Origin of the sequence: Tenacibaculum sp. 190524A02b (assembly GCF_964036645.1) — a bacterium.
Taxonomy (GTDB): Bacteria; Bacteroidota; Bacteroidia; order Flavobacteriales; family Flavobacteriaceae; genus Polaribacter; species Polaribacter vairaonense.
In genome coordinates, this window is the sequence record NZ_OZ038525.1 from 3,736,480 (window position 1) to 3,758,455 (window position 21,976).

Sequence of the window (21,976 nt, forward strand, 5' to 3'; positions counted from 1 at the left end):
TTTATAAGTTAGTTAACCTTCTTTGAAGCTCAGTAGGTGTGAATCCAGTTTTTTTCTTTATGAATAAGCTAAAATTAGAAGGATTATCAAAGCCATAACTATAGGAAACTTCTTTAATGTTTACATCTTTAAAAATAAGCTCTCTTTTAATTTCCAATAATAAATTGTTATGAATGTATTGTAAAGGTGTTATTCCATAGTTTTTTTTTACTATTTCATTCAATTTTTTAGTAGATATATTTAGTTTTTCAGCATACTCGTTGACCGTAAGTTTATTTTTTTGACTATTGACTAAAGTGTTAAAATCAAATAATATTTTTTCTTTTTTTAAGTTGAAATTTTTATTTTCTGGTAAAAATGCCTCTAAATCATAAAGTATAACAGTTAATAAGTGTCTTAACTTTTGATCATAGAATGGTTCAGATTCATTAGTATTCTTCATTAAATTAACATATGAACTTATTTTTTCTATGAAATTTTTTTTGTTTTCAAATAAAATTTTTGGCTCAGAATGACATTGTAAAATTTGTAATGAATTTATTAGTTCTGTAGGTAAAGCAGTTGTTTTAAATTGTATTAGAAAACCATCAGCTTCTTTGTTTCTTTTTACAAGATGAACTTGCCTTGGTTTTACAATGTAACAAGAATTATTTTTAAGAAATATTTTATCAAAATCTATAAATTGATACCCACCACCTTTAGTAAAAAACATAAATTCATAATAATTATGCCTATGCATTTCTTTATAATTATAAGGGTTTATATGTGGAATGTCTTCAATTTTGATATTAAATTCACTATTAATGTTATGAATTGGTATCTTGTTCTTGGTAATCATTTATAAAAAAGAACAAATTTATAAGTTTTTGTCGTTTTTTCATAAGTATATTTTAAGATAAGCTATCTAGATTTGCCTTTCACAAAAAACAAAGAATATCAATGAAAAAAATCTTATTACTACTTACTGTTCTTTTATTTATAAATATGTCAGAGGCTCAGACTCTTTGGAAAGTTGATAAAGCACACTCTTCCATTACTTTTTCAGTATCGCATTTTATGATTTCTGAGGTAACAGGTAATTTTGAAGGTTTTGATATTACAGCAAATAGTAATGAGAAATTTGAAAGTCCAACATTCGAAGTTACTATTAATGCATCTACAATAAATACTAATCAAAAAGGAAGAGATAACCATTTGAAATCATCAGATTTTTTAGAAGTAACAAAATACCCTAATGTGTTTTTTAAAAGCACAACCTACAAACAGCTAGAAAAAGGACAGTTTGAAGTCAAAGGAAACTTAACAATAAAAAATATTACGAGGGAGGCAGTGTTTAAAGGGAAATTGAATGGTATTATAAATGGAAGTAATGGTAAGAAAAAAGCTGGTTTAAAGTTAAGTACTATAGTTAAAAGAGAAGAGTTTAATTTAGGGACAGGAATGAATCCAATAGGTAAAGACATAAGTGTAATTGTAAATATCGAAATGAATCAACAATAATTTTTAAAGTTTTTAAATTTAAGCAGATGAGTAAAAAAGGAGCTTTGATTAAAGAAAGATCTATCTATACAAAATTGTTTGGAAAACTGTGAATTTTAGGAAGCTGTTCTATTGAACAGTTTCCTATTTTTTCATAAAGTGTAACATATAAGGGAAATTAACGTCTTATTGTTAAATACTTACTTTTCTAACATAAGGAAGAAATTGAGAAAGTAAGTTGTTATTTATGGAATGATGAACTCCATATACCTTATCTAAAATTTTAGATAAGGTATATGGAGTTTTTTTATGTTTAATTTAAAAATTAAAATTTATGAGAAAATTATTAATAGGTTTATGTTTTTTATTGTTATCAGGAGTGGTCACTTTTTTCTTTTTTCCTCAGGTATACTTTGCAACAGGTATAGGTCAAAAAATAATGATGAAGGTAATGGGAGAACAAACAGCTAGGTTTTATTATAGTGAAAATTCTGCGCTAAAAGATACTCTTTATATGAAAGGGGTTATTTACAGTAATACTTTAGATGATTTGAAAGAAGAGTTAGATAGAAATAATCAAATAACAACGTTGGTTATGCTTGAGGTACCAGGCTCAATTGATGATCATATAAATTTATTAGCTTCACGAGAAATAAGAAAAAGAAATATAAATACCTACATTCCAAATAATGGAATGGTAGCATCAGGAGGCACAGATATGTTTTTAGCTGGTGTTAAAAGAAATGCACATGTAACGGCAAAAATAGGAGTACATTCTTGGGCAGATGGTGATAAAGAAGGAGGAGATTATCCAGAGAATAGTGAGGTGCATACAATGTATTTAGAGTATTATGAAGAAATGAATATTGTGCGCGATTTTTATTGGTTTACATTAAAAGCAGCGCCAGCAAATGCTATTCATAATATGACTCCTGAAGAAATTAAAAAGTATGGTATTATAAACTAAATAAGCTGTAAAGTTTAGGTAATGTTCCCTCAACTATTTTATGTAATTTTGTTCTTTCAATTTAATAGAAAATGTCAGACGAAAAGAAATCATTAAACTTTATTGAACAAATAATTGAGGAAGATTTAGGAAATGGAATGCCTAAAGAAAACTTGCGTTTTCGTTTTCCTCCAGAACCTAATGGTTATTTACACATTGGTCATACGAAAGCTATTGGAATTAGTTTTGGTTTGGGTGAACATTATAATGCACCAGTAAACCTTCGTTTTGATGATACAAACCCTGCAAAAGAAGAGCAAGAATATGTAGATGCTATTAAAAGGGATGTGTCTTGGTTAGGGTATCAATGGGCTAATGAATGTTATTCTTCTGATTATTTTCAACAGTTATATGATTGGGCAGTTCAGTTGATAAAAGATGGAAAAGCATATGTAGATTCTCAAACATCTGAAGAAATGGCTCAACAGAAAGGAACACCAACTGAACCAGGAGTTGCTGGACCATATAGAGATCGATCTGTGGAAGAAAACTTGACACTTTTTACTCAAATGAAAAATGGCGAGTTTGATGAAGGTACTCATGTTTTGAGAGCAAAAATAGATATGGAGTCACCTAATATGTTAATGCGTGATCCTATCATGTATCGAATTTTAAAAAAAGCACATCATCGTACTGGTAATGATTGGGTAATTTACCCAATGTATGATTGGACACATGGTGAAAGTGATTATATAGAGCAAATTTCTCACTCTTTATGCTCGTTAGAGTTTAAACCTCATAGAGAACTGTATAATTGGTTTAGAGATAATGTGTATGGGTATAGTAAAGAAACGTATCCATTGTCGCCAAAACAACGTGAGTTTTCTCGATTAAACTTGAGTTATACTATAATGAGTAAACGAAAGTTACTAAAAATAGTAGAAGAAGGAATTGTTTCAGGTTGGGATGATCCTAGAATGCCAACTATTTCAGGGCTTAGAAGAAGAGGATACACACCTGCAGCAATTCGTAGTTTTATTGAAACAGTAGGTGTTTCTAAAAGGGAAAATGTGATTGATGTTGCGTTGTTAGAATTTAAAATTCGTGAAGATTTAAATAAAACAGCAAATAGGGTAATGGGAGTATTGAATCCTATTAAATTAGTGATTACAAATTACCCTGAAAATACTGACGAGGTATTAATTGCAGAAAATAACCCTGAAGACGAAAATTCTGGAAGTAGGGAAGTACCTTTTTCTAGAGAATTATATATAGAAAGAGAAGATTTTAAAGAAGAAGCGAATAAAAAGTATTTTCGTTTAACTATTGGTAAGGAGGTACGTTTAAAAAACGCCTATATTATAAAAGGAGAAGGTTGTATTAAAGATGGTGAGGGTAATATTACTGAGATTCATTGTACGTATGATCCGTTGAGTAAATCTGGAAGTGGTACTGAAGAAAGTAAACGAAAAGTGAAAGGAACTTTACATTGGGTTTCTATAAAACACGCAGTTGAAGCTGAGGTAAGAGTTTATGATCGATTGTTTTCTGACGAAGCTCCAGGAAGTCATAAAGACAAAGATTTTATGGAGTTTTTAAACCCAGACTCATTAAATGTAATTAACGCTTTTGTTGAACCTAGTTTACAAGAAGCTAGTATTGGAGATCGATTCCAATTTCAACGATTAGGGTATTTTAATGTTGATGATGATACCAATGATGGAAAATTAGTGTTCAATAAAACAGTTGGCCTGCGTGATACTTGGGCTAAAAAGAATAAATAATTTAAAATAAAACACCCTGATGAAACATCAGGGTGTTTTTATCTATTGAACTACAATAAGAAATAATTCTTTACTTAGCTTTTACTTTAAAAGATCCATTAGTAATATTCATATAATTTATTACTCTAGTATCTATGGGACAAGATTGTATTCTTCCAGAAAAAACTCCTGCAAAATTTGCCCCATCATTTTCAGAAGTTACAAAAGTGATTTTTCCATCTTTAGAGCAGTTTATATGAGTTATGATAGGACTATAACGATAATCTACTCCTTTTTCATGATACTCTATTTCTGCTAAAGAGCCAGAGCCAACATCGTTTTTACGTAAAATTATAGTTATAATTTTGTCGGTAGAGTTGTCAATAGTTCCCGTTAGCTTAGGGATATTTTCACCATAAGCATGATAGGTGTACGTACCGACTACTACTTTGTTGAAGATTAATTCTTCTCCATTAACAGTCATTTTAATTTCATTAACAGAAAGTTGTTCTTCAGGATTGTCATCATTGCCTGAACAAGAAAAAAAGAATAAAGAGGTTAGTACTAAAAATGTTTGGATGAATAGTTTTTTCATAGTTTAAAAGTTTAACAATTATGTTGCTAATGTAAGGGTTTTAACCTTTTTAAAAGCTCTTTTTATGTTAATTTTAAAGCCGATTTTGAACTTTCATTTACTTATAAAATAGTCTGTTTGTAGAAAATTTTTCTAAGATTCTGTAACTATTTTCTTAATATAAAGTTCCAGTAGTAAAAACTCTCGTTTTCTAGCAAAATTCTTTTTCTTTATAAACTTAAAGTTTTTGATTTCGCCCAAACCTTGTTGTTCTATGAAGTTCAGAAAACTGAGTAATGAATTAAAATTACCTCTAATGACGAATGGGTATAATAAAACGTTAGCTCCATTTTCTTTTACAGAAATGGGATTGTTGAACTCAACAATATCAATAGAGTTTTTACTTTTATATTCATTTATTTTTTTTAAAAGTATTTGCTGAAATGAATTAGTAACAGAAATGTTTTCTTGAGCTAAAATAGCATCTAAATCGATTGACTCTTTTTTTAGGGTTACTAATTGTGTAGAAATATTTTCAATACCGTCTTTCTCTTTCTGTAGAGCTTTTAGCTTATGTTTATAATCAATCGTTTTAGAAATACTTAACGAATATGTGATAATGGCAAGTAATACAATACCAATAACTAAGAAGATGTTTTTCTTTTTATAACTCATTTTTTATAGTTATGGTGATGTTAAACTTTGAAAATCTATTTTTTTTATCGTTATCAATAGCTAGCTTAGAAACCTCTTTTACCCAATCAATTTTTTCAATAGCATCTATCCAATTACTAAATTCGTTTTCTTTCTTTAAAACTCCTTTAATATTTATTTGATGCAGTTGGTTGCTTATTTCTTTTCCTTCCTTTATAGTTGCTGTAAATGGCTGAAAATTGAATTCAGTTAGTAAGATAGATGCTGGAACAAAGTTAGATATTTGATCTATATACTTAGCATAACTAGTAGAAGAGTAATTTTGAATTTCTTGTAAAAACTTTTTCTTTTCTAATACAGTTTCTTGAATCGAAGTAAGTTTTTCCTTGTTATCTCTATATAAATCTAACTGATCACTTAGTTTTTGAACCTTTGAATAGTACGAGTTAAAAGCAATAAAGTTAAAAAGTAATGCTACAAAAAAGGCAATTAAAGCAGCTTTAAATCCTTTTGTGAAAATTGTTTTACTAACAAATTCATCTATTCGTTCTTTACCTTGGTATACTTGTTTACTTAAATATAAGTCTACAATGGCTCCTAAAGTAAGTAATTTGTTATTTTTAAGAGTGAGTCCGTTTACCAAATAATTTTCTTCACTAAATTGTTTAGTAGCAATAGAAATTAATTGATTGTTTTCTAAATAAACCTTAGCATTGGAAGTGTAAATACTTTCTTTATTTGAAAAAACTCCAGTTAAGCTAAAAAGAGACAAGTTTCCTAATGAAAAATCAAGAGGTGTTATTCCTTTGATTTGGTAGGAATTGATTACTTCATCAACATAAGACTTTCTAGCTAAGGTTACGAAAGATTTATTAGAGGCAGTTTTTATTTGAGAGTAAAAATCCTTTAGATTTAAATTAGAATAAGCTCTTTGTAAAACTTTAAAACTTTCCTCAACAGACTCTACAGTTTTTGTAAGAACCTGCTGGTTATTTATTACTAAGACAATATGTTGTTGTTTATTTTCTTTTAAAAAGTTAATAACCTCTTCTTGATTGTAAAAATCAGCCGTTTCTTTTATAACAAGCTCTTTATTCTTTTTTGTGAGCAAAAGCACATAAAAGACTTCTTTTCCGTTTTCAGTTATAGTATGTTCTACGGAACAGTATGTATTACCGTATAGTAGTCTTTCTTTCAGCATTAACGAATAATGGTTGGTTTAATTAATACTGATAGCTTTTTCTTAGAATCTATTCTAGTTTTTCTACTAAAAAACCATTTAATAATAGGGATTCTTGCTAAAAAAGGAACTCCTGAACCAGAATCATTTTTAACTTTTTCTTCTAGCCCGCCTAAAATAACAACATCCTGATCTTTTACTCTAATAATAGAAGTAAACTCTCTAGAGTCAATACCAGGAGGAGCTTCTTTATCTATTCGCTCTCCATTAAAGCTAGATTGTACTACGTTTATACTCATGGTTATTTGGTTGTCACCAGCCACCATTGGTTTTAAAGCTATGGATAAATCAGCGTTAATAGGAACATAATTTTTAACCTCTGTAGTTTGAGGGTTTTGTGAACCAATAATATCTCTTCTTGTTACTGCGTAGTATGATTGTCTTCCGTTAGATAATAGTGCTTGATGCCCATTTAAAGTAGATAGTTTAGGCGTAGAACGTATTTTTACATTTCCATTGGTTTCCATAGCTTTAATTTTAGCATAAAAATTAGGCACTACTTTTCCTACATTTAATGAACCAAAACCATTAAATCCTCCTATAATTTTATTAATAGTTTTTGCTCCAAGAGTTACATCTCCCGAAGGAAATAATTGACCACTATCTGTAACAGGCTTTTCACCTAACCCAAACTCTACTCCAGTATCAACAGTAGCTGATTTACTTACTTCTAATATCATAACTTCAATTAGAATAACGGGAACAGGTTTGTCTATTTTTTTAATAAATTCCTTGAACTTCTCTATTTTTTGGGTATCACCACTTACAATAAAACTATTATGTTCAATATCTGTCTTAACTTCTAATCCTTGAATTAATTCTTTAGGAAGAATATTTACTAAAGCTTCCGCTTTGCTATTGTAGTTTCCAAATGAACTAGAGTTACGTGTATTTATATTTTGTCTTTGAGAATTAAAAGCAGAACTACTACCAATACGTTGTTGACTAGGATTAGTTAAACTTTGATTGTTAAAACTAGTTGAGCTTCCTTGTCCAAAAAAAGTATTAGGAGAACTAAATTGCCCGCCTCTTGAGCCACCACCTGTAGGTGTAGACATAATTTCAATAGATCGATGTAATAAAGGAACAGTAACAATACTTCGTAACGAGCTTTGATCACTTTTACCTATAAAGTATAAATTGTTCTCCTTTTTAAAAGTATAAGCAGTATCTTCTAGAATTTTGGCTAATAATTTATCATAACTAATGTTTTTTGTTTTAATTGAAGCTTTTCCAATACCTGTAAGTGGAGTACTAGTAAAGATTCCTATGTTTAAATCATAACCAATGTCTTTAATAATAGCAGCAATATCTACATTTTCAAAATCAACTTCTACTATTTTATTAATGCTGTCAGTAACCTTGTAATAGAAATTTGAGTCTTTGTATCTTCTTCTAGGAGTTTGCTTTCCTCTGTTGTTAGTTCCCCTATTATTACTGCTACTTGCTGTTGTACCTAAATCCTCAAATAAATAATAATCATCTTTGGTTTTTGTAACCATTAAATTATTAGAAAAAGCTAATTTATCTAAGGCACTGGCAAAAGGTTTGTTTTGTATATACCCAGAAATCTTTTTAGTTCCTAAGCCAATGGCATACACTAAGTTTTTACCTGTAACATTGGTTATTTTTTTAAAAGCAACAGATAACGAATCGTTATTTAGCTCTAAAGAAATATGATCTGTACTTGAATCATAAGTAACAGGTATTTCTCTAGGTTTTGGTTTTTCTAACTCTGGTTTATATTTTTTTATAGATAAAATATTGCCTATAAAATCAATGGTTAAAGAATGTTCTTTACATAAATATAAAAGTACATTCTGAACAGAAGCATTAGAAAAATTATGGGATAAGACTAAACTTCTTAATTCAGGTTCAACACTTATGTTTACTTTATGTGTATTAGCAACAGATCGTACAAAAACTGGTAACTCAATATTGTTAACACTAAAGTCTACTTTTTGAGATAAGCCAGGTACAGTAGCTTGTAAGTTATTTAAAGTAGAACGTAATTGTTGAATTCTACTACTTTCTTGTTGTGCAAATACATGTGAGTAGCCAACAAATAATAAAACGATTAATGAAATAATAGTCTTTTTCAAGGGTTCATTTTTTATTAATAGTAAAAGGTAAAAATTTCTTTACATAGCATGTGCTGAAACTACGTTTTTTATTCTCCATCATATTCTATCTTTTATTTAATACTTTAATTTAAAACAATATTTCAACAATTGTTTTGTTAATAATTACTTACTATCTTAAAAGTTCTTCAAAACGCAAAAATAGTAACGCGTAACTATTAGTAATATTATCTTAATTTTATTCAAAAAATAAAATCAGGGTGTAAAAGTAAATATTTTTTTACTTTTGACACGATTTTAAATAAATTTTAATATGAAATCGAAACTACTTAAAAAGGTGAATGCTTACAACTTACAAGAGCTTTTAGTTGTATTGGTTATTATTGGTATTCTAATTTTAATAGCATTACCAACTTTGATGCCTCAAATAGCGAAAGCCAAAAGTTTAGAAGCTAAAATTCAGTTAAATCATTTATATGGTTTGCAAAAGAATTACTTTTATCTACATTCTAAGTATTCTAATGACTTTAACCAAATAGATTTTGTTCCGCCAAAAAACGTAAATAATGGAGGAACTGCTTATTATAGTTATGAAATTATTGAATCTTCCAATAATTCATTCAAGGCTAGAGCTACTGCGGTAAGTGACTTTGATGGTGATGGTACGTTTAATGTTTGGGAAGTAAACCAAGATAAAGAACTAAAAGAAGTTGTGAAAGATTAACAGTTTCTGTTTATATAATAGAAAAAATAAGGATGTTGTAAGTAGCATCCTTATTTTTTATCCGATAACTGTACTAAGTTTAAACATAGGAATATACATAGCAATAAGTATGGTAGCAACGATAATACCTAAAATTAAGATGATTAATGGTTCTAAAGCTGTACTTAACATTTTTGATTGATATTCAATGTCTTTATTGTACTGTTCTGTTAAACGACCAAAAATTATTTGATTTTGGTTAGTTTCTTCAGCTACTTTTACTAACGAAACCATTTTAGTATCAAAAACAGAATGCTTTTTAAGGCTTTCAGAAAGTGTTTTACCTACTAGTACATCATTTTCTACCTTTTTTAAGGCAGTTTGCAGCGGAAAAAAGTCAATCATTTTTTGAGTTAATTGAATTCCATTTAAAATAGGAACTTTAGCTCCTATTAATAAAGTTAACGCTTGAGTGAATTGAGCTATTTTAATTTTTCTTATAAATTCACCAACAAAAGGTAATCGTAAATAAATATTAGATGTTATTTTTTTATACCAAATTTTAGATTGAAATGTTTTTTTGAATACTAGAAAGCTTATAATTCCTAGGGCAGCAATCCAGTAATATTCTTTAAACATATTAGATAAACCTATAATTTTGGTGGTAATCCATGGTAACTCTACATTATTTTGTCTGAAAATATCCGCAAACATAGGTACAACAAACTGTAACATGAAAAATACAGCTAAAAAAGCTGTTGATAGAATGATGATAGGGTATGACAAAGCATTCATTACCATTCTTTTTTGTTCATTTCTCTTTTTGTAATAATTACTTAACTCTTCAATAACTTTATCAATAGTTCCTGTTTTTTCACCTATTTCTATAGAATAATATTCATAGGTTGAAAAATGTTTTTGCTCTTTTAATATTTCAGAAAAGTTTTTTCCAGCAATTAATTTTTCAATAATCGTTTTAATTAGTTTTTTATCAGCCTCTTTTTTTTGCTGTTGTACTATTAAGTCTAAAGCATCTTTAAGTTCTAAACCAGCTTGCAATAGTACATATAACTCTGTATAGAATGCTTCTTTCTTTTTATTAGAAAAAGAGCTCCCAAATAAATTGATTTCTTTCTTTAATAGAGCATCAATATCAAAACCTTCGTCTTTTTTATTTTCCTTATTGTTAATATTATCTAGCTGAAATCCCATGTAAACTTATTGATTAAGGTAAAAAGAGGCATCTTTATTGGTGTAAACAAACAACTCTTTGTTAGTATATGTTTTATCAAAAAACAATTTAATAGCATCTATTGTTTCTTTTTGAGTTTCTTTTCCGTTAAAGAAAAATACCTTTTCTTTTACAGCTACAAAAAAACTATCTTTATCTCGTAAAACTACATTGTCTAAAATAGTGTAGGGAACAGTATCATTTTGTTTAATTGCTACAAAAACCTCTTTTGTTTTTTGTTCAATTAGGTGTGCTTCGTTAAAATCTTTCCATAAAACTCTTTCTAAATGCTGAATATCTTGTTTGTACTCCAGGTTGGTTTGAATAAGTTTCATTTGCTTTTGCGTCATAGATAAAACCAAAAAAGCTATAGAAACTACAATGGTAGAAATTACCATAACCACTAAAACTTCTGATAAAGTAAATGCTTTAACTTTCTTCATTCTGCAATATTTTTCTTTTCAATGTTTTGTTTCTTGTTTTAAAAGTAACTTCAAATTCAATAAAACTTGCTGCCTGATTTTTTACCTCTCTAACATCAATAGACCATTGTTCATCATTTGTAATGTATGGTAATTTTAGTTGTTGATGTTTATATTGATAAACAAGTTCATTTATTTTTACCTGAATAGGTTGTGTATCTTTTGCAACTACATTTTGAAGCACATTGCTTAAGATTCCCATGGCAATACCAAAAACAGTAACAATAATAATAGTTGCTACAATAACCTCGTTTAAAGAAGATGCCTTTAGTTTTTTTAGTACAACCATTTTGCAACACTTTTAGTTTTTGGATTTAGGGCTAAACCTACATATTGTTTAGGTAAATCTTTTACATTAATACTTCCGTTATATATATGGTTTATATAAATGCTTCCAAACTGTCCTGTTAAAAAGTTTTTGGTAGTAACAGAACCAGTAACATTACCTAACAACTCAACATTTCCTTCAGAATAAATTTCACCAACAATAGTGGCTTCTTCACTTAATTTTATTTGAGGTTTATAACTCGTTTTTTCTTTGTCTTTTGTTAGGTAAACTATAGTGCCTTTAATTTCAGTATTTTTAGCAATAGTTATTTTATTCTCTTTTTTATCATCAACAGTACTGTATAAAGTAAGTGAACTTGGATAGTTTAATTTACAATTCTCCTCAATTATGATATTCTTAGAGGCAAAGGCTTGAAAGTTGCCTGTAACTCCTTTTAGAATTTCTATTTCAGGAGCAATTAAAATAATGTCATTTAATTTAGCCGAAGAATGTACTTTAATTTTTGTGTTAGACTGAATAATGATATTTCCTTTTAGATTTAAATATTGTAATAAAATGGTTCCACCTCCTTCATAAAGAAATGTAGGATCCTTAAAAGAACGAATAATAGTAGCTTCTTCTTCTAACTCAAATCTTTCTGAACTATTATTAGTATACGATGAGTTGTATATTTCTTTTATTTGGTTGAGATTATTAAGTTTAGGAAGTATACTATTACTTTTAAGTTCTCTACCAAAAATTAATGTTCTACCATAAAAAGAATTTCCAGCTATATTTCCACTTTTTACACCTTGTTTGGGCAAATAGGCATCTCCAATTATTTTGGTTTTTCCTACTAAGACTAATGGCGTGTTGTTGTCTTGGAGGTATATAGATTTTTCATTTTTAGTTTTCCATGCCATTAAAGCTACTTTCTGAAAGAAATCGTTATTAATTTTAGAGGTGATGGTAACAATATCAAACAAACCCCAAGCCTTTTTTTGGAGCGAAGTACTTTCTTTTGGATTGTTAGAAAACTGCTTGTTAATAGTTTCATTATAATTTATTGAATGAAACTTTAGATAATCAAAACCATTATTTACATTGTAAATAGCTTCTTTATAGGCGTCATGTTTTATAGATAATTGACGTTGCACGTACATAAAACTCATAAAAGCTAATAAGGTAATTGCAATAATTACCGATATGATGAGCACATATTGCAATGCTCCAGCTTTTAATTTGTTTAGTTTGAAGGACATTATTGCTTAAGAGGGATTATTTTCTTTTCACCTTTATAAATGATAGTTATTTCTTCAGGGGTTCCTGAAAGTAATTTAATATCATTACGTACACTGTTAGGTTTCATAAACTCTTGATTACTATTTATGGTAACTATGTATGATTTTGTATTACCACTTTCTACAATTCCATTGTAAATAATATTAGGAAAAATAACAGGCGTTGTATTTTTTTTCTTGGTAGTTGCTTTTCGTTTCTTTTTAGGTTGATTGGCTAGTTTTCCCAAAAAAGGATCCCTATTATGTTTTTGGACAGTATATAATTCCTTATTCATTTTTTTTATTGAAGAAGTTTTTTGAAAAACTGTTTCAGGAAGTTCTTCTTCTTCAGGATTTAAATGACTGTATATTTGATAACCTATAATACCCCAAACGGCTATTACCGCAATCATGAGTAAGTATGTTTTTTGTTGCTTTGTCATACTATTTTATGATATTAATAAAGAATACACTTCATCTATAGACGTAATACCTTGTTTAACTAGTTCAAGTGCATTCTTTTTTAACGTTTTAATGTTATTTTCTTCTAAGTAACTATCTACTTCTAATTCTTCTCTTTTTATAGCTTTAACAATAGGTTTGGTAACAGGAATAATTTCGTAAATAGCTTTTCTGCCTTTATAACCTGTTTGATAACAATGTTCACACCCTACGGCTACGTGGTGTGTATCTATATACTCTTGTAATTCTTGATAATCAAAAGCATCATCTGTTATTTTTTCTTCTACTTTACAATGATTACATAATTTTCTAACCAATCGTTGTGCAACACTTACATTTAATGTACTGGCAATTAAAAACGATGGAACCCCCATGTCAATTAATCTAGAAATGGTTCCCCAAGCCGAATTGGTGTGGATGGTAGACAAAACCAAATGCCCAGTTAAAGCAGCTCTAATGGCCATGTTTGCAGTTGCTACATCTCTAATTTCTCCAACCATAATAACATCAGGATCTTGACGTAAAAAGGTGCGTAATGTACTAGCAAAGTCTAAACCAATGTTTTCTTTTAATTGAACCTGATTAACACCTTCTAAGGTATATTCAATCGGATCTTCAATAGTTAAAATATTAGTGTCCTCGTTATTTAATTGTTTAAGTGTAGCATATAATGTAGTAGTTTTACCAGAACCAGTAGGACCAGAAATTAAAATAATTCCATTAGGTTTTTTTATGGCTCTTTTGTAACTTTTGATTTCTTCCTCAGTAAAACCTAATTTACTTAATTGAATACCCGCATTATTCTTTGATAAAATACGAAGAACTAGTTTTTCACCATGCAGAGTAGGCAACGAAGATACTCTGATGTCGAAATCTTCATATTCAGTACTTACATTAATACGTCCATCTTGAGGTAAACGTTTTTCTGAAATATCCATACCGCCCATAATTTTCAGTCGGTTTACAATTTTAGGATACTCATCAAAAGGAATAATATATTGTTCAATTAACTTCCCGTCAATTCTAAAGCGAACTCTTTTTTGCTTTTCAAAAGCTTCAAAGTGAATATCACTACTCCCTATTTCTTTAGCTTCATGAATCATATTCAATAGAAAGTCATCAGAATATTGTAATGTAGAGCTTGTTTTGGTATCTCTTTTTCGGTAATTTTTTTGTAAGTAGTTATTAATAGTACCACTTAATTCATGTTGTAAAAAAACAGCTTTTCCTAAAACAATTTGTAATTCATTTTGTAAATCTTCAATATTTTCTGAATCAGTAATGAAAGTATAAGAGTTATTTTCTTCTTTGACAGGAATAATACGATAATCGTATGCTAAATCTGAAGAGATTAATTGTAAAACTTCAGTAGGTAAATCAAAATTATTCTCTTTCATTATAGAGCGTATAGATTAACAAAATTAAAGGTCAAATTTATAAATAAAATGATAAACAAAAACAGTGCTTGAAGCCCAGCCAAAGGAGCGACTTTCTGTTGTAAGTTAGGTTTTACTATTAAAAATAGGAGTAATGAAAACACTAAGGATAATGAAAGTAAAATTAAAAAAGAGGTTATAGGAAAGCTTACAGCTAAAGTAATAAAAAACAAAACATCACCTAAACCAATACCCTCATTAATCTTTTTTTTCATTTTAAACTTACTATAAAGATGCAGTATACCTATTATTATAAGTATAAAACCAATATTGGTACTAACATTAAGTATAAATACGCTTGGTAGTGTATTTAGATAGTAAATAGTACCTCCAAGTACTATGGTAGTAATTAAAACCCAAGCACTCACTTTTCTTTCTTTAGAATCTTGATAAAAAATAATTAGTAATAAAATTAAGTATATATATATCAACTTTTTATTTGCAAAATTACTATAGTTTGTTCTTTAAATCAAAAAGAAAACATAATTAAAACAGTATTAATGTTAAATTATTTTAAAGTAATGTTTATTATTATTTATGTGTAAATGGTTTTTAGTATTTAGGTGTTAGTGTTATTTATTTGATTTTGAGAATATTATATTAGTAATGGGTAAGATTAACAAAATGTTAATGTACAGATTATTATAACTTTAACCAAACTTTAAAATCCTTCTAACCATGTTAAAATCAAAACCTAAACTTTATGGTTTTTTGGTTGCTACATTAATTGTATGCAGTTGCCAAAAAAATGAAACCGAAACTTCAGAACAACTAACAGCTGAAGCGCAAAAAACGTTCAACTATTTAACTAAAGTTGAGAATTACAGTCCTGATTTACTTAAAGTAGATTACAAAACCAAGTCGTTTATTTACGATAATGATGCGGCATTGGCTTTTGGTATTGAAAAGAATGTTCCTCCAAAAATTAAAGGTAATGATTCCGCTCAACGGAATCAATGGATGGGTAATTCTGGTGTGTTATATGTAAACTCTAGAAATATAACTTATTATCTAGAGAATAATTTTCCAAATCAATACTCAAATGCCTTTGCGTGGGCAGCATATCATTGGAGTAGGGTGAGTCCTAATATTAACTTTAGGAGAACTAACAATAGAAATACTGCGAGAGTACTGGTGAGTTCTTATTACAATGCTAGTGATAGAGCTTGGGCAAGAGCACAATTACCTAGAAGAGATGGCTACACGGGGACTTGGGTAAGTATTAATACAGCCAATGCATTGAATACTACTAATGAAACTACAAAAATGACATTAATGATTCATGAACTGGGACATATTCTTGGATTTGAACATTCTGATCAGACTAGAGGTAACTTAATTCCAGGAACATACGGGCCAAGTTACCATGCGTCCAATAATTGTGGTTCAATCATGAAGTCTTCAGTATATAATTGTAATTGGAGATCTGGTAGCACAGCTACAGGTTGGACTAGAGATGATAGAACATCAATAAGATGGGCATATAAATAAACTAGAAGTTTAATTACTACTATTTATTACTAATTTAAATTAAGAAAGGCTACTTATAAATCCTATAAGTAGTCTTTTATTTATAGTAAGCTTTCAATAACTCTTTTTAAATTATCAATGTCTAAACCACATTCTTTTTGTAATTCCTCCACAGTTCCGTGTTCTATAAAATTATCGGGTATTCCTAACACTTTGATAGTTCCAGTATAATTTTGTTGAGCAGCTACTTCTAGTATTGCACTTCCAAAACCTCCTTTTACGGAATTATCTTCTACAGTTATTATTTTAGAGTGCTTTTGAAAGATGTTTTTTAGAAGTTTTTGGTCTAACGGTTTCACAAAGCGCATATCATAGTGAGCTATTAAATCATTATTGGTTATGGTTTCAATGATTTCAGAAATAGTTTTAGCTACAGTTCCGATTGTTAGTATGGCTAATTCAGTTCCTTCTTTTATGCACACTCCTTTACCTAACGGAATTTTTTTAAAAGGTAATTCCCAATTCTGAATATTCCCTCTTCCTCTTGGGTATCGTATAGCAATAGGTTGTTTTATTCCTAATTGAACAGTGTATAAAATATTTCGTAGTTCAATTTCATTTCTGGGAGCAAAGATGGTTAAGTTTGGAATACATCTTAAATAAGCTAAATCAAAAACACCATGATGTGTTGCTCCATCTTGCCCTACTAATCCAGCTCTATCTAAACAGAAAATAACAGGTAGTTTTTGTAGAGCGACATCATGTATTATTTGGTCATACGCTCGTTGTAAAAAAGTAGAATAAATATTACAATAGGGAATTAAACCTTCAGAAGCCATACCAGCAGCTAAGGTTACAGCATGTTGTTCAGCAATACCTACATCAAAAGTTCTTTCAGGATAACTTTCTAGTAAAAACTTTAAAGAACTTCCAGTTAACATAGCAGGTGTAATACCTACTATTTTCGTATTAGAACTGGCCAATTCTACAATAGTTTTCCCAAAAACATCTTGAAACTTAGTGAATTTGTTTTCTTGTTTAGGTAGTACATTTCCAGATATTTTGTCAAATTTTCCAGGTGCATGATATTTTACTTGATTTTCTTCTGCTTGTTTTAATCCTTTGCCCTTAGTAGTAATTACATGAAGAAATTTAGGACCGTTGATGTTTTTTAGTCGATCTAATTCTCTTAATAGTTCTTCCAAATTATGTCCATCTATTGGCCCAGAGTAGTCAAAGTTTAACGCTTCAAAAATATTGTGTTGTTCCACATCATTTCTGGTAGATTTTATTCTAGTTAAGTAATGTTTTAAAGCACCAACAGAAGGATCTATACCGATAGCATTATCGTTCAATACTACCAGTAAGTTGGCATTAGTATCTCCAGCATGGTTTAAGGCTTCAAAAGCCATACCGCTAGCAATAGAAGCATCACCAATTACTGCTATATGATGTTTGTTCTTTCCTTGTAACTTAGAGGCAATAGCCATTCCTAATGCTGCTGAAATTGAAGTAGAAGAATGACCTACGCCAAAAGTATCATATTCACTTTCGTCTCGTTTAGGAAAACCAGAAATTCCATTTAATTGTCTATTGGTGTGAAAAACACCTCGTCGTCCAGTTAAAATTTTATGTCCATAAGCTTGGTGACCTACATCCCAAACTAATAAATCATCAGGAGTGTTAAATGCGTAATGTAATGCTATAGTAAGCTCTACAACTCCTAAACTTGCACCTAAATGCCCTTCCTTGGTAGCTACTATATCAATAATAAACTCTCGTAGTTCTTTAGCAATAATAGGTAAATTGTCTACAGATAATTTACGTAAGTCGGATGGATATTGTATAGTGTGTAATAGCTTTTCTGACATGAAAACAAATGTACAAAAAGCTTTATATAACCTTACAGAAAGCATAAAACTTTGTAGCTTTGCTTTATGAGTAAATTGTATTTAGTACCTACCCCTATTGGAAATTTAGAAGATATAACCTTTCGAGCTATAAAAGTACTGAAAGAAGTTGATGTAATTTTAGCCGAGGATACCCGAACCAGTGGTAAATTATTAAAACATTTTGAAATTACAACGATGATGCAATCGCATCACATGCATAATGAACATAAAACAGTTGAAGGAATTATTAAGCGTATTCAAAGTGGAGAAGTGTTTGCTTTGATTTCTGACGCAGGTACTCCGGCTATTTCTGACCCTGGTTTTTTATTAACTAGAGCATGTATACAAAATGGAATTGATGTAGAGTGTTTGCCTGGAGCAACAGCTTTTGTACCAGCATTAGTGAATTCAGGATTGCCAAATGATAAGTTTGTATTTGAAGGCTTTTTACCTGTAAAAAAAGGAAGGCAAACGCGTTTAAAACTGTTAGCAGAAGAAAAGAGAACCATAATCTTTTATGAGAGTCCGCATAAGTTATTAAAAACACTTCATCATTTTAAAGAATATTTAGGAGAAGATAGGTTAATTTCGGTTTCAAGAGAATTAACCAAACTGTTTGAAGAAACGAAAAGAGGAACTGTTTTAGAGGTTATAGATTACTACACAAATAAACCTGCTAAAGGGGAAATTGTAATTGTAGTAGAAGGAAAGAAGTAAACAATTATTTTTATAGCATTTCATTTAGCCATTACTTTTTTACTTTCTATCTGCATAAATGAGTATCATAACTAAAATTTATAAAGGTAGACTATCTTTACTTTAATTTTACAGCGTTATATAATTTGAAAAATAAATCTTCAATTTACGTAACGTTAGGTTTTTGGTTAGTAGAAAAGAAGTTTTCTTTGTAGGATAACTTCTTTTTTTTCTTAAAAAGAATTAAGAATCTTTGTTTATAAATAAAGGTAAATGTTAATGAATATCTCTCCTAATAATTATATTATTTTCAATTAACTTATTATTTACATCTAGTAGTAGTTTTTATGAGATTTTTGTGCTAAATTGCCCCTGTTTTTAAGACTTTACAGTTTGAAGCGTACTAGCTAAGGAAGCAGTTTATGTGACTTAGCGTAGCGATAGCTGTGTTCTTTTATAAAAAAATCAAAAAATTTACTGTCTTTAGTTTTATTTGAAAATGCATTAATTAAATGTGTTTTTATTAAAAAGTACCTTGTTAAAAACTAAAGAAACTTACATCAATAACAAAAATATAATCTAATTACTGTTCTAATAGACTGCTTTATTTTACGAAATAGCATTCATTAATGCATTCTTTCAGTGTTACTTACTTTGTGAATAGTACAATATTTTAATGTGCGAATAATATGAAATTGTATTATAGGTCGATATGGTTTTGTTGTAATAAAGGTAGGTTAATCTGTGTAAAATACAAGTGTCTTAATTTTTAATTATCTATAAAAATCATATTAAATGAATAAGATGAGAATAATAGCACTTCCATTTGCTGGAGGAAATCGATTCAGTTTCAATGATATTGAGAAGCATGCGTCAAAAAAAATGGAATGGACAACTTTAGAGCTTCCAGGAAGAGGTAGCCGTTTTAAGGAAAGTTTATTATCAAACGTTGATGATATGGTAGATGATCTTATGCAAAAGATTAAACCTCACCTTTTAAAAGAAGGGGCTTATGCATTGTATGGGCATAGTATGGGTACTCTATTGGGATATGAGTTAACAAAAAGAATTGTTGAAGCAAAATTAAAACAACCAACGTGTCTTTTTTTTACTGGAAGAGGAGCACCAGGATTTGAAAGATGTAGTAAAAAAAGATCTTCTTTACCAAAGGATGAATTTTGGAAGGAAATAGATAAAATAGGAGGATTGCCTAGTGATATATTTCAGCATAAAGAGCTTTTAGATTTATATTATCCAATAATGAAATATGATTTTAAAGCTATTGAAGATTATAAGTTCCAGAAAATGGAAAGACCTTTATCAATGCCTATACACATATGTATGGGGGAAGACGAAATAGGGAAAGAGGAAGATGATAAGACACCTATAGATAGTATGAAAGCTTGGCAATATGAAACAACGTCTCCTTGTTCATTTGAACTATTAAAAGGAGATCATTTTTTTATTTTAAATAATCCAGAATTAATAGCAAATAAAATTTACAATGCTGCAACAAGCAATAAAATTGTAGCACCTCACTAATTAAAAATAAAATTAACAACTAAAAACGTATATAAATTGGAAAAATTAACACTATTTAGCTTTTTTAAATTCAAATTAGCTTTACCGATGCTAGCTTTATTTACGATGATTCATAGTTTATGGAACACTGCACTAATAGCAATAATAAATAATAAAATAGCAAATGCTCCTATGCCGATTCTAGGAGAATACGATTGGCAAGTTTTTATGTTTTTTGTAATTACTTCATTCATATTTACTTATTTTTTTAAGAGGCATTTAATAAAAGTAACCCTTACTTTTGGAAAGGATTTAATGCTTAAAATTATAAATAGACTTAGATTGTCGGATTATGAATCGTATTTGAAATTAGGAGAAGAAAGAGTAAGAACAGCCATGGAAGATATAGGGATGCTAGAGGATGTTCCAGAAGCATTTATAGCGTTATTGAATGCAATAGTTATGGCTATAGTGACAATTGGATACATGTTTTATTTATATCCTCCAGGAGCTTTTTTAATTTTAGGACTTGTAGTTGTTTTAAGTATTGTTTACGTATATCGTAGTGCAATTATTGAAAAAAGTATGGATAGAGAAAGAGATTTAGATGACTCATTTATGCGTAATTATAATGATTTTTTACATGGTTTTAATAAAATTAAAATGAGTACAAAAAGAAGTAATACTTTATTTTTTGATCATATAACTAAAAATAGAGAAGAAGCTATTGGTTTAATGATTAAATCAGAAAGAGCTTCTTTAGGTAATGAATTAACTGGTGAGTTTTCTTTCTATTTTTTAATAGCTTCTATACTTTTTGTATTACCACTTGCTTTTAATGTTGAACAAGAAGTTATAGGTGGGTTTATGTTAGCTCTTTTATTTTTAATGGGACCTATAGCTACTTTAGTTGGGATTATTCCACAAATTATTGGTTTCAATATTGCTATTTCAAGGTTGAATAATTTTAATGAAATTACTACAAGTAAGTTTAACTACGAGAACCTTAAAATTGAAGAAAATAAAGATTTAGGTGCTTTTGAAAAACTTACAATTAATAATGTTACTTATGAATATCTTGATGAAAAAGAAGAGAATGTTACTTTTAAACTTCAACCTGTTAACTTAGAGATTGATAAAGGGGAAGTTATATTTATTTATGGAGGTAACGGAAGCGGGAAGAGTACATTTATAAATTTATTATCAGGACTTTGTGTTCAGAAAACCGGAGATATTTTATTTAATAATACAATAATTACAAATGAAAATAGATCATATTATAGAGATAAGTTGTCATGTATTTTTTCCAATAACTATTTGTTTACAGAAAATTATGATGGTTTTGATTTAAGTGAGTCTAATGAAAGGTTAACAGAATTATTAGATGAAATGGCTCTAGATAAGGTTATCAGACAAAATGAGGAAGAAAATAAAATATTCCAAACCTTATCAAGTGGACAGAAAAAAAGATTAGCCTTAATATATGCTCTATTAGAAGATAAAGATATTTTTATTTTTGATGAATGGGCAGCGGAACAAGATCCTGAATTCCGAAAATACTTCTATGAAAATATTATTCCAACACTAAAAAGTAAAGGAAAAACTGTAATTGCAATAACACATGATGATGCATATTATAAATTGTGCGATCGTTTAATAAAATTTAATTACGGAAAAATGCGCGAAGAAGTAGCATTAGGTGTTCCAACTTATTAAAAATAAATATATACTACATAAATAGTACATCTTACTTTGAAATTTAGAATTATATAATCCTAAATTCACTAACACATATATC

At 29.0% G+C, this 21,976-nt stretch carries 21 protein-coding genes; 8 read left to right on the plus strand and 13 right to left on the minus strand.

What is annotated here, in order from left to right; all coding sequences use genetic code 11:
* Position 1: 1 nt before the first annotated feature.
* Positions 2-838, minus strand: a complete 837-nt coding sequence (locus tag ABNT65_RS15325; protein ID WP_348703035.1) for a helix-turn-helix domain-containing protein — start codon at positions 836-838, stop codon at positions 2-4.
* A gap of 101 nt (positions 839-939) precedes the next feature.
* On the opposite strand from ABNT65_RS15325, the gene ABNT65_RS15330 reads away from it, so the two are divergent.
* From ABNT65_RS15330 to ABNT65_RS15340, 3 genes are all read left to right on the plus strand, one after another.
* Complete coding sequence (locus ABNT65_RS15330) at positions 940-1,500, plus strand: YceI family protein (protein ID WP_348703034.1); 561 nt, start codon at positions 940-942, stop codon at positions 1,498-1,500.
* A 313-nt stretch (positions 1,501-1,813) separates the two neighbouring features.
* On the plus strand, positions 1,814-2,446 hold the full coding sequence (locus ABNT65_RS15335; protein WP_348703033.1) for a hypothetical protein: 633 nt from the start codon (positions 1,814-1,816) through the stop codon (positions 2,444-2,446).
* 71 nt (positions 2,447-2,517) lie between these two features.
* On the plus strand, positions 2,518-4,209 hold the full coding sequence (locus ABNT65_RS15340) for a glutamine--tRNA ligase/YqeY domain fusion protein (RefSeq protein ID WP_348739563.1): 1,692 nt from the start codon (positions 2,518-2,520) through the stop codon (positions 4,207-4,209).
* Positions 4,210-4,279: 70 nt separating this feature from the next.
* Here ABNT65_RS15340 and ABNT65_RS15345 read toward each other — a convergent pair whose 3' ends face one another.
* The 4 genes from ABNT65_RS15345 to ABNT65_RS15360 all read right to left on the minus strand — a co-directional run bounded on the left by ABNT65_RS15345 (position 4,280) and on the right by ABNT65_RS15360 (position 8,758).
* Positions 4,280-4,783: a hypothetical protein gene (locus ABNT65_RS15345; protein WP_348746226.1), complete on the minus strand. Its 504-nt coding sequence runs from the start codon at positions 4,781-4,783 to the stop codon at positions 4,280-4,282.
* Positions 4,784-4,915: 132 nt separating this feature from the next.
* Positions 4,916-5,437: a hypothetical protein gene (locus ABNT65_RS15350; RefSeq protein WP_348703031.1), complete on the minus strand. Its 522-nt coding sequence runs from the start codon at positions 5,435-5,437 to the stop codon at positions 4,916-4,918.
* Positions 5,427-6,617, minus strand: a complete 1,191-nt coding sequence (locus ABNT65_RS15355; protein ID WP_348746227.1) for a PilN domain-containing protein — start codon at positions 6,615-6,617, stop codon at positions 5,427-5,429. Before ABNT65_RS15355 ends, ABNT65_RS15350 begins: the two co-directional genes overlap by 11 nt.
* Complete coding sequence (locus ABNT65_RS15360) at positions 6,617-8,758, minus strand: hypothetical protein (protein WP_348703029.1); 2,142 nt, start codon at positions 8,756-8,758, stop codon at positions 6,617-6,619. The genes ABNT65_RS15355 and ABNT65_RS15360 overlap by 1 nt, the downstream gene beginning before the upstream one ends.
* Positions 8,759-9,050: 292 nt before the next feature.
* Between ABNT65_RS15360 and ABNT65_RS15365 the strand changes: the two genes are divergently transcribed.
* A complete protein-coding gene (locus tag ABNT65_RS15365) occupies positions 9,051-9,461 on the plus strand; it encodes a type IV pilin protein (protein ID WP_348746228.1) in 411 nt (136 codons plus the stop codon).
* A 57-nt stretch (positions 9,462-9,518) separates the two neighbouring features.
* Here the strand turns inward: ABNT65_RS15365 and ABNT65_RS15370 are convergent, their stop codons facing one another.
* Genes ABNT65_RS15370 through ABNT65_RS21045 form a run of 7 tightly spaced genes read right to left on the minus strand, consistent with a single transcriptional unit; the run spans position 9,519 to position 15,030 of the window.
* Positions 9,519-10,652 carry a type II secretion system F family protein gene (locus tag ABNT65_RS15370; RefSeq protein WP_348746229.1) on the minus strand — a complete coding sequence of 378 codons (1,134 nt, stop codon included), beginning with the start codon at positions 10,650-10,652 and terminating at the stop codon, positions 9,519-9,521.
* 6 nt (positions 10,653-10,658) lie between these two features.
* The gene (locus ABNT65_RS15375; protein ID WP_348703026.1) at positions 10,659-11,114 is read right to left on the minus strand and encodes a type II secretion system protein; all 456 of its coding nucleotides are present in this window, start codon (positions 11,112-11,114) and stop codon (positions 10,659-10,661) included.
* Positions 11,101-11,442: a hypothetical protein gene (locus ABNT65_RS15380; RefSeq protein ID WP_348703025.1), complete on the minus strand. Its 342-nt coding sequence runs from the start codon at positions 11,440-11,442 to the stop codon at positions 11,101-11,103. Before ABNT65_RS15380 ends, ABNT65_RS15375 begins: the two co-directional genes overlap by 14 nt.
* Entirely contained in the window at positions 11,430-12,683 is a 1,254-nt protein-coding gene (locus tag ABNT65_RS15385; RefSeq protein ID WP_348746230.1) for a hypothetical protein, read from the minus strand. The genes ABNT65_RS15380 and ABNT65_RS15385 overlap by 13 nt, the downstream gene beginning before the upstream one ends.
* Positions 12,683-13,144: a hypothetical protein gene (locus ABNT65_RS15390; protein ID WP_348746231.1), complete on the minus strand. Its 462-nt coding sequence runs from the start codon at positions 13,142-13,144 to the stop codon at positions 12,683-12,685. Before ABNT65_RS15390 ends, ABNT65_RS15385 begins: the two co-directional genes overlap by 1 nt.
* 6 nt (positions 13,145-13,150) lie before the next feature.
* Positions 13,151-14,560 carry a GspE/PulE family protein gene (locus ABNT65_RS15395; RefSeq protein ID WP_348746232.1) on the minus strand — a complete coding sequence of 470 codons (1,410 nt, stop codon included), beginning with the start codon at positions 14,558-14,560 and terminating at the stop codon, positions 13,151-13,153.
* Positions 14,560-15,030: a prepilin peptidase gene (locus ABNT65_RS21045; protein WP_412766825.1), complete on the minus strand. Its 471-nt coding sequence runs from the start codon at positions 15,028-15,030 to the stop codon at positions 14,560-14,562. Before ABNT65_RS21045 ends, ABNT65_RS15395 begins: the two co-directional genes overlap by 1 nt.
* Positions 15,031-15,277: 247 nt before the next feature.
* Here ABNT65_RS21045 and ABNT65_RS15400 point away from each other — a divergent pair, with 247 nt between their 5' ends.
* Positions 15,278-16,090, plus strand: coding sequence for a M57 family metalloprotease (locus ABNT65_RS15400; RefSeq protein ID WP_348746233.1), 813 nt, complete (start codon positions 15,278-15,280; stop codon positions 16,088-16,090).
* An 80-nt stretch (positions 16,091-16,170) separates the two neighbouring features.
* On the opposite strand, the gene dxs is transcribed toward ABNT65_RS15400, so the two are convergent.
* On the minus strand, positions 16,171-17,940 hold the full coding sequence (gene dxs / locus ABNT65_RS15405; protein ID WP_348746234.1) for a 1-deoxy-D-xylulose-5-phosphate synthase: 1,770 nt from the start codon (positions 17,938-17,940) through the stop codon (positions 16,171-16,173).
* Positions 17,941-18,006: 66 nt separating this feature from the next.
* On the opposite strand from dxs, the gene rsmI reads away from it, so the two are divergent.
* The 3 genes from rsmI to ABNT65_RS15420 all read left to right on the plus strand — a co-directional run bounded on the left by rsmI (position 18,007) and on the right by ABNT65_RS15420 (position 21,894).
* Complete coding sequence (rsmI, locus tag ABNT65_RS15410) at positions 18,007-18,678, plus strand: 16S rRNA (cytidine(1402)-2'-O)-methyltransferase (protein WP_348703019.1); 672 nt, start codon at positions 18,007-18,009, stop codon at positions 18,676-18,678.
* A 774-nt stretch (positions 18,679-19,452) separates the two neighbouring features.
* Positions 19,453-20,199 (plus strand): thioesterase II family protein, encoded by a 747-nt coding sequence (locus ABNT65_RS15415; RefSeq protein ID WP_348703018.1) that lies wholly within the window; start codon positions 19,453-19,455, stop codon positions 20,197-20,199.
* Between the two features lie 36 nt (positions 20,200-20,235).
* Positions 20,236-21,894, plus strand: a complete 1,659-nt coding sequence (locus ABNT65_RS15420) for an ATP-binding cassette domain-containing protein (protein ID WP_348739572.1) — start codon at positions 20,236-20,238, stop codon at positions 21,892-21,894.
* The last annotated feature ends 82 nt before the right edge of the window (positions 21,895-21,976 follow it).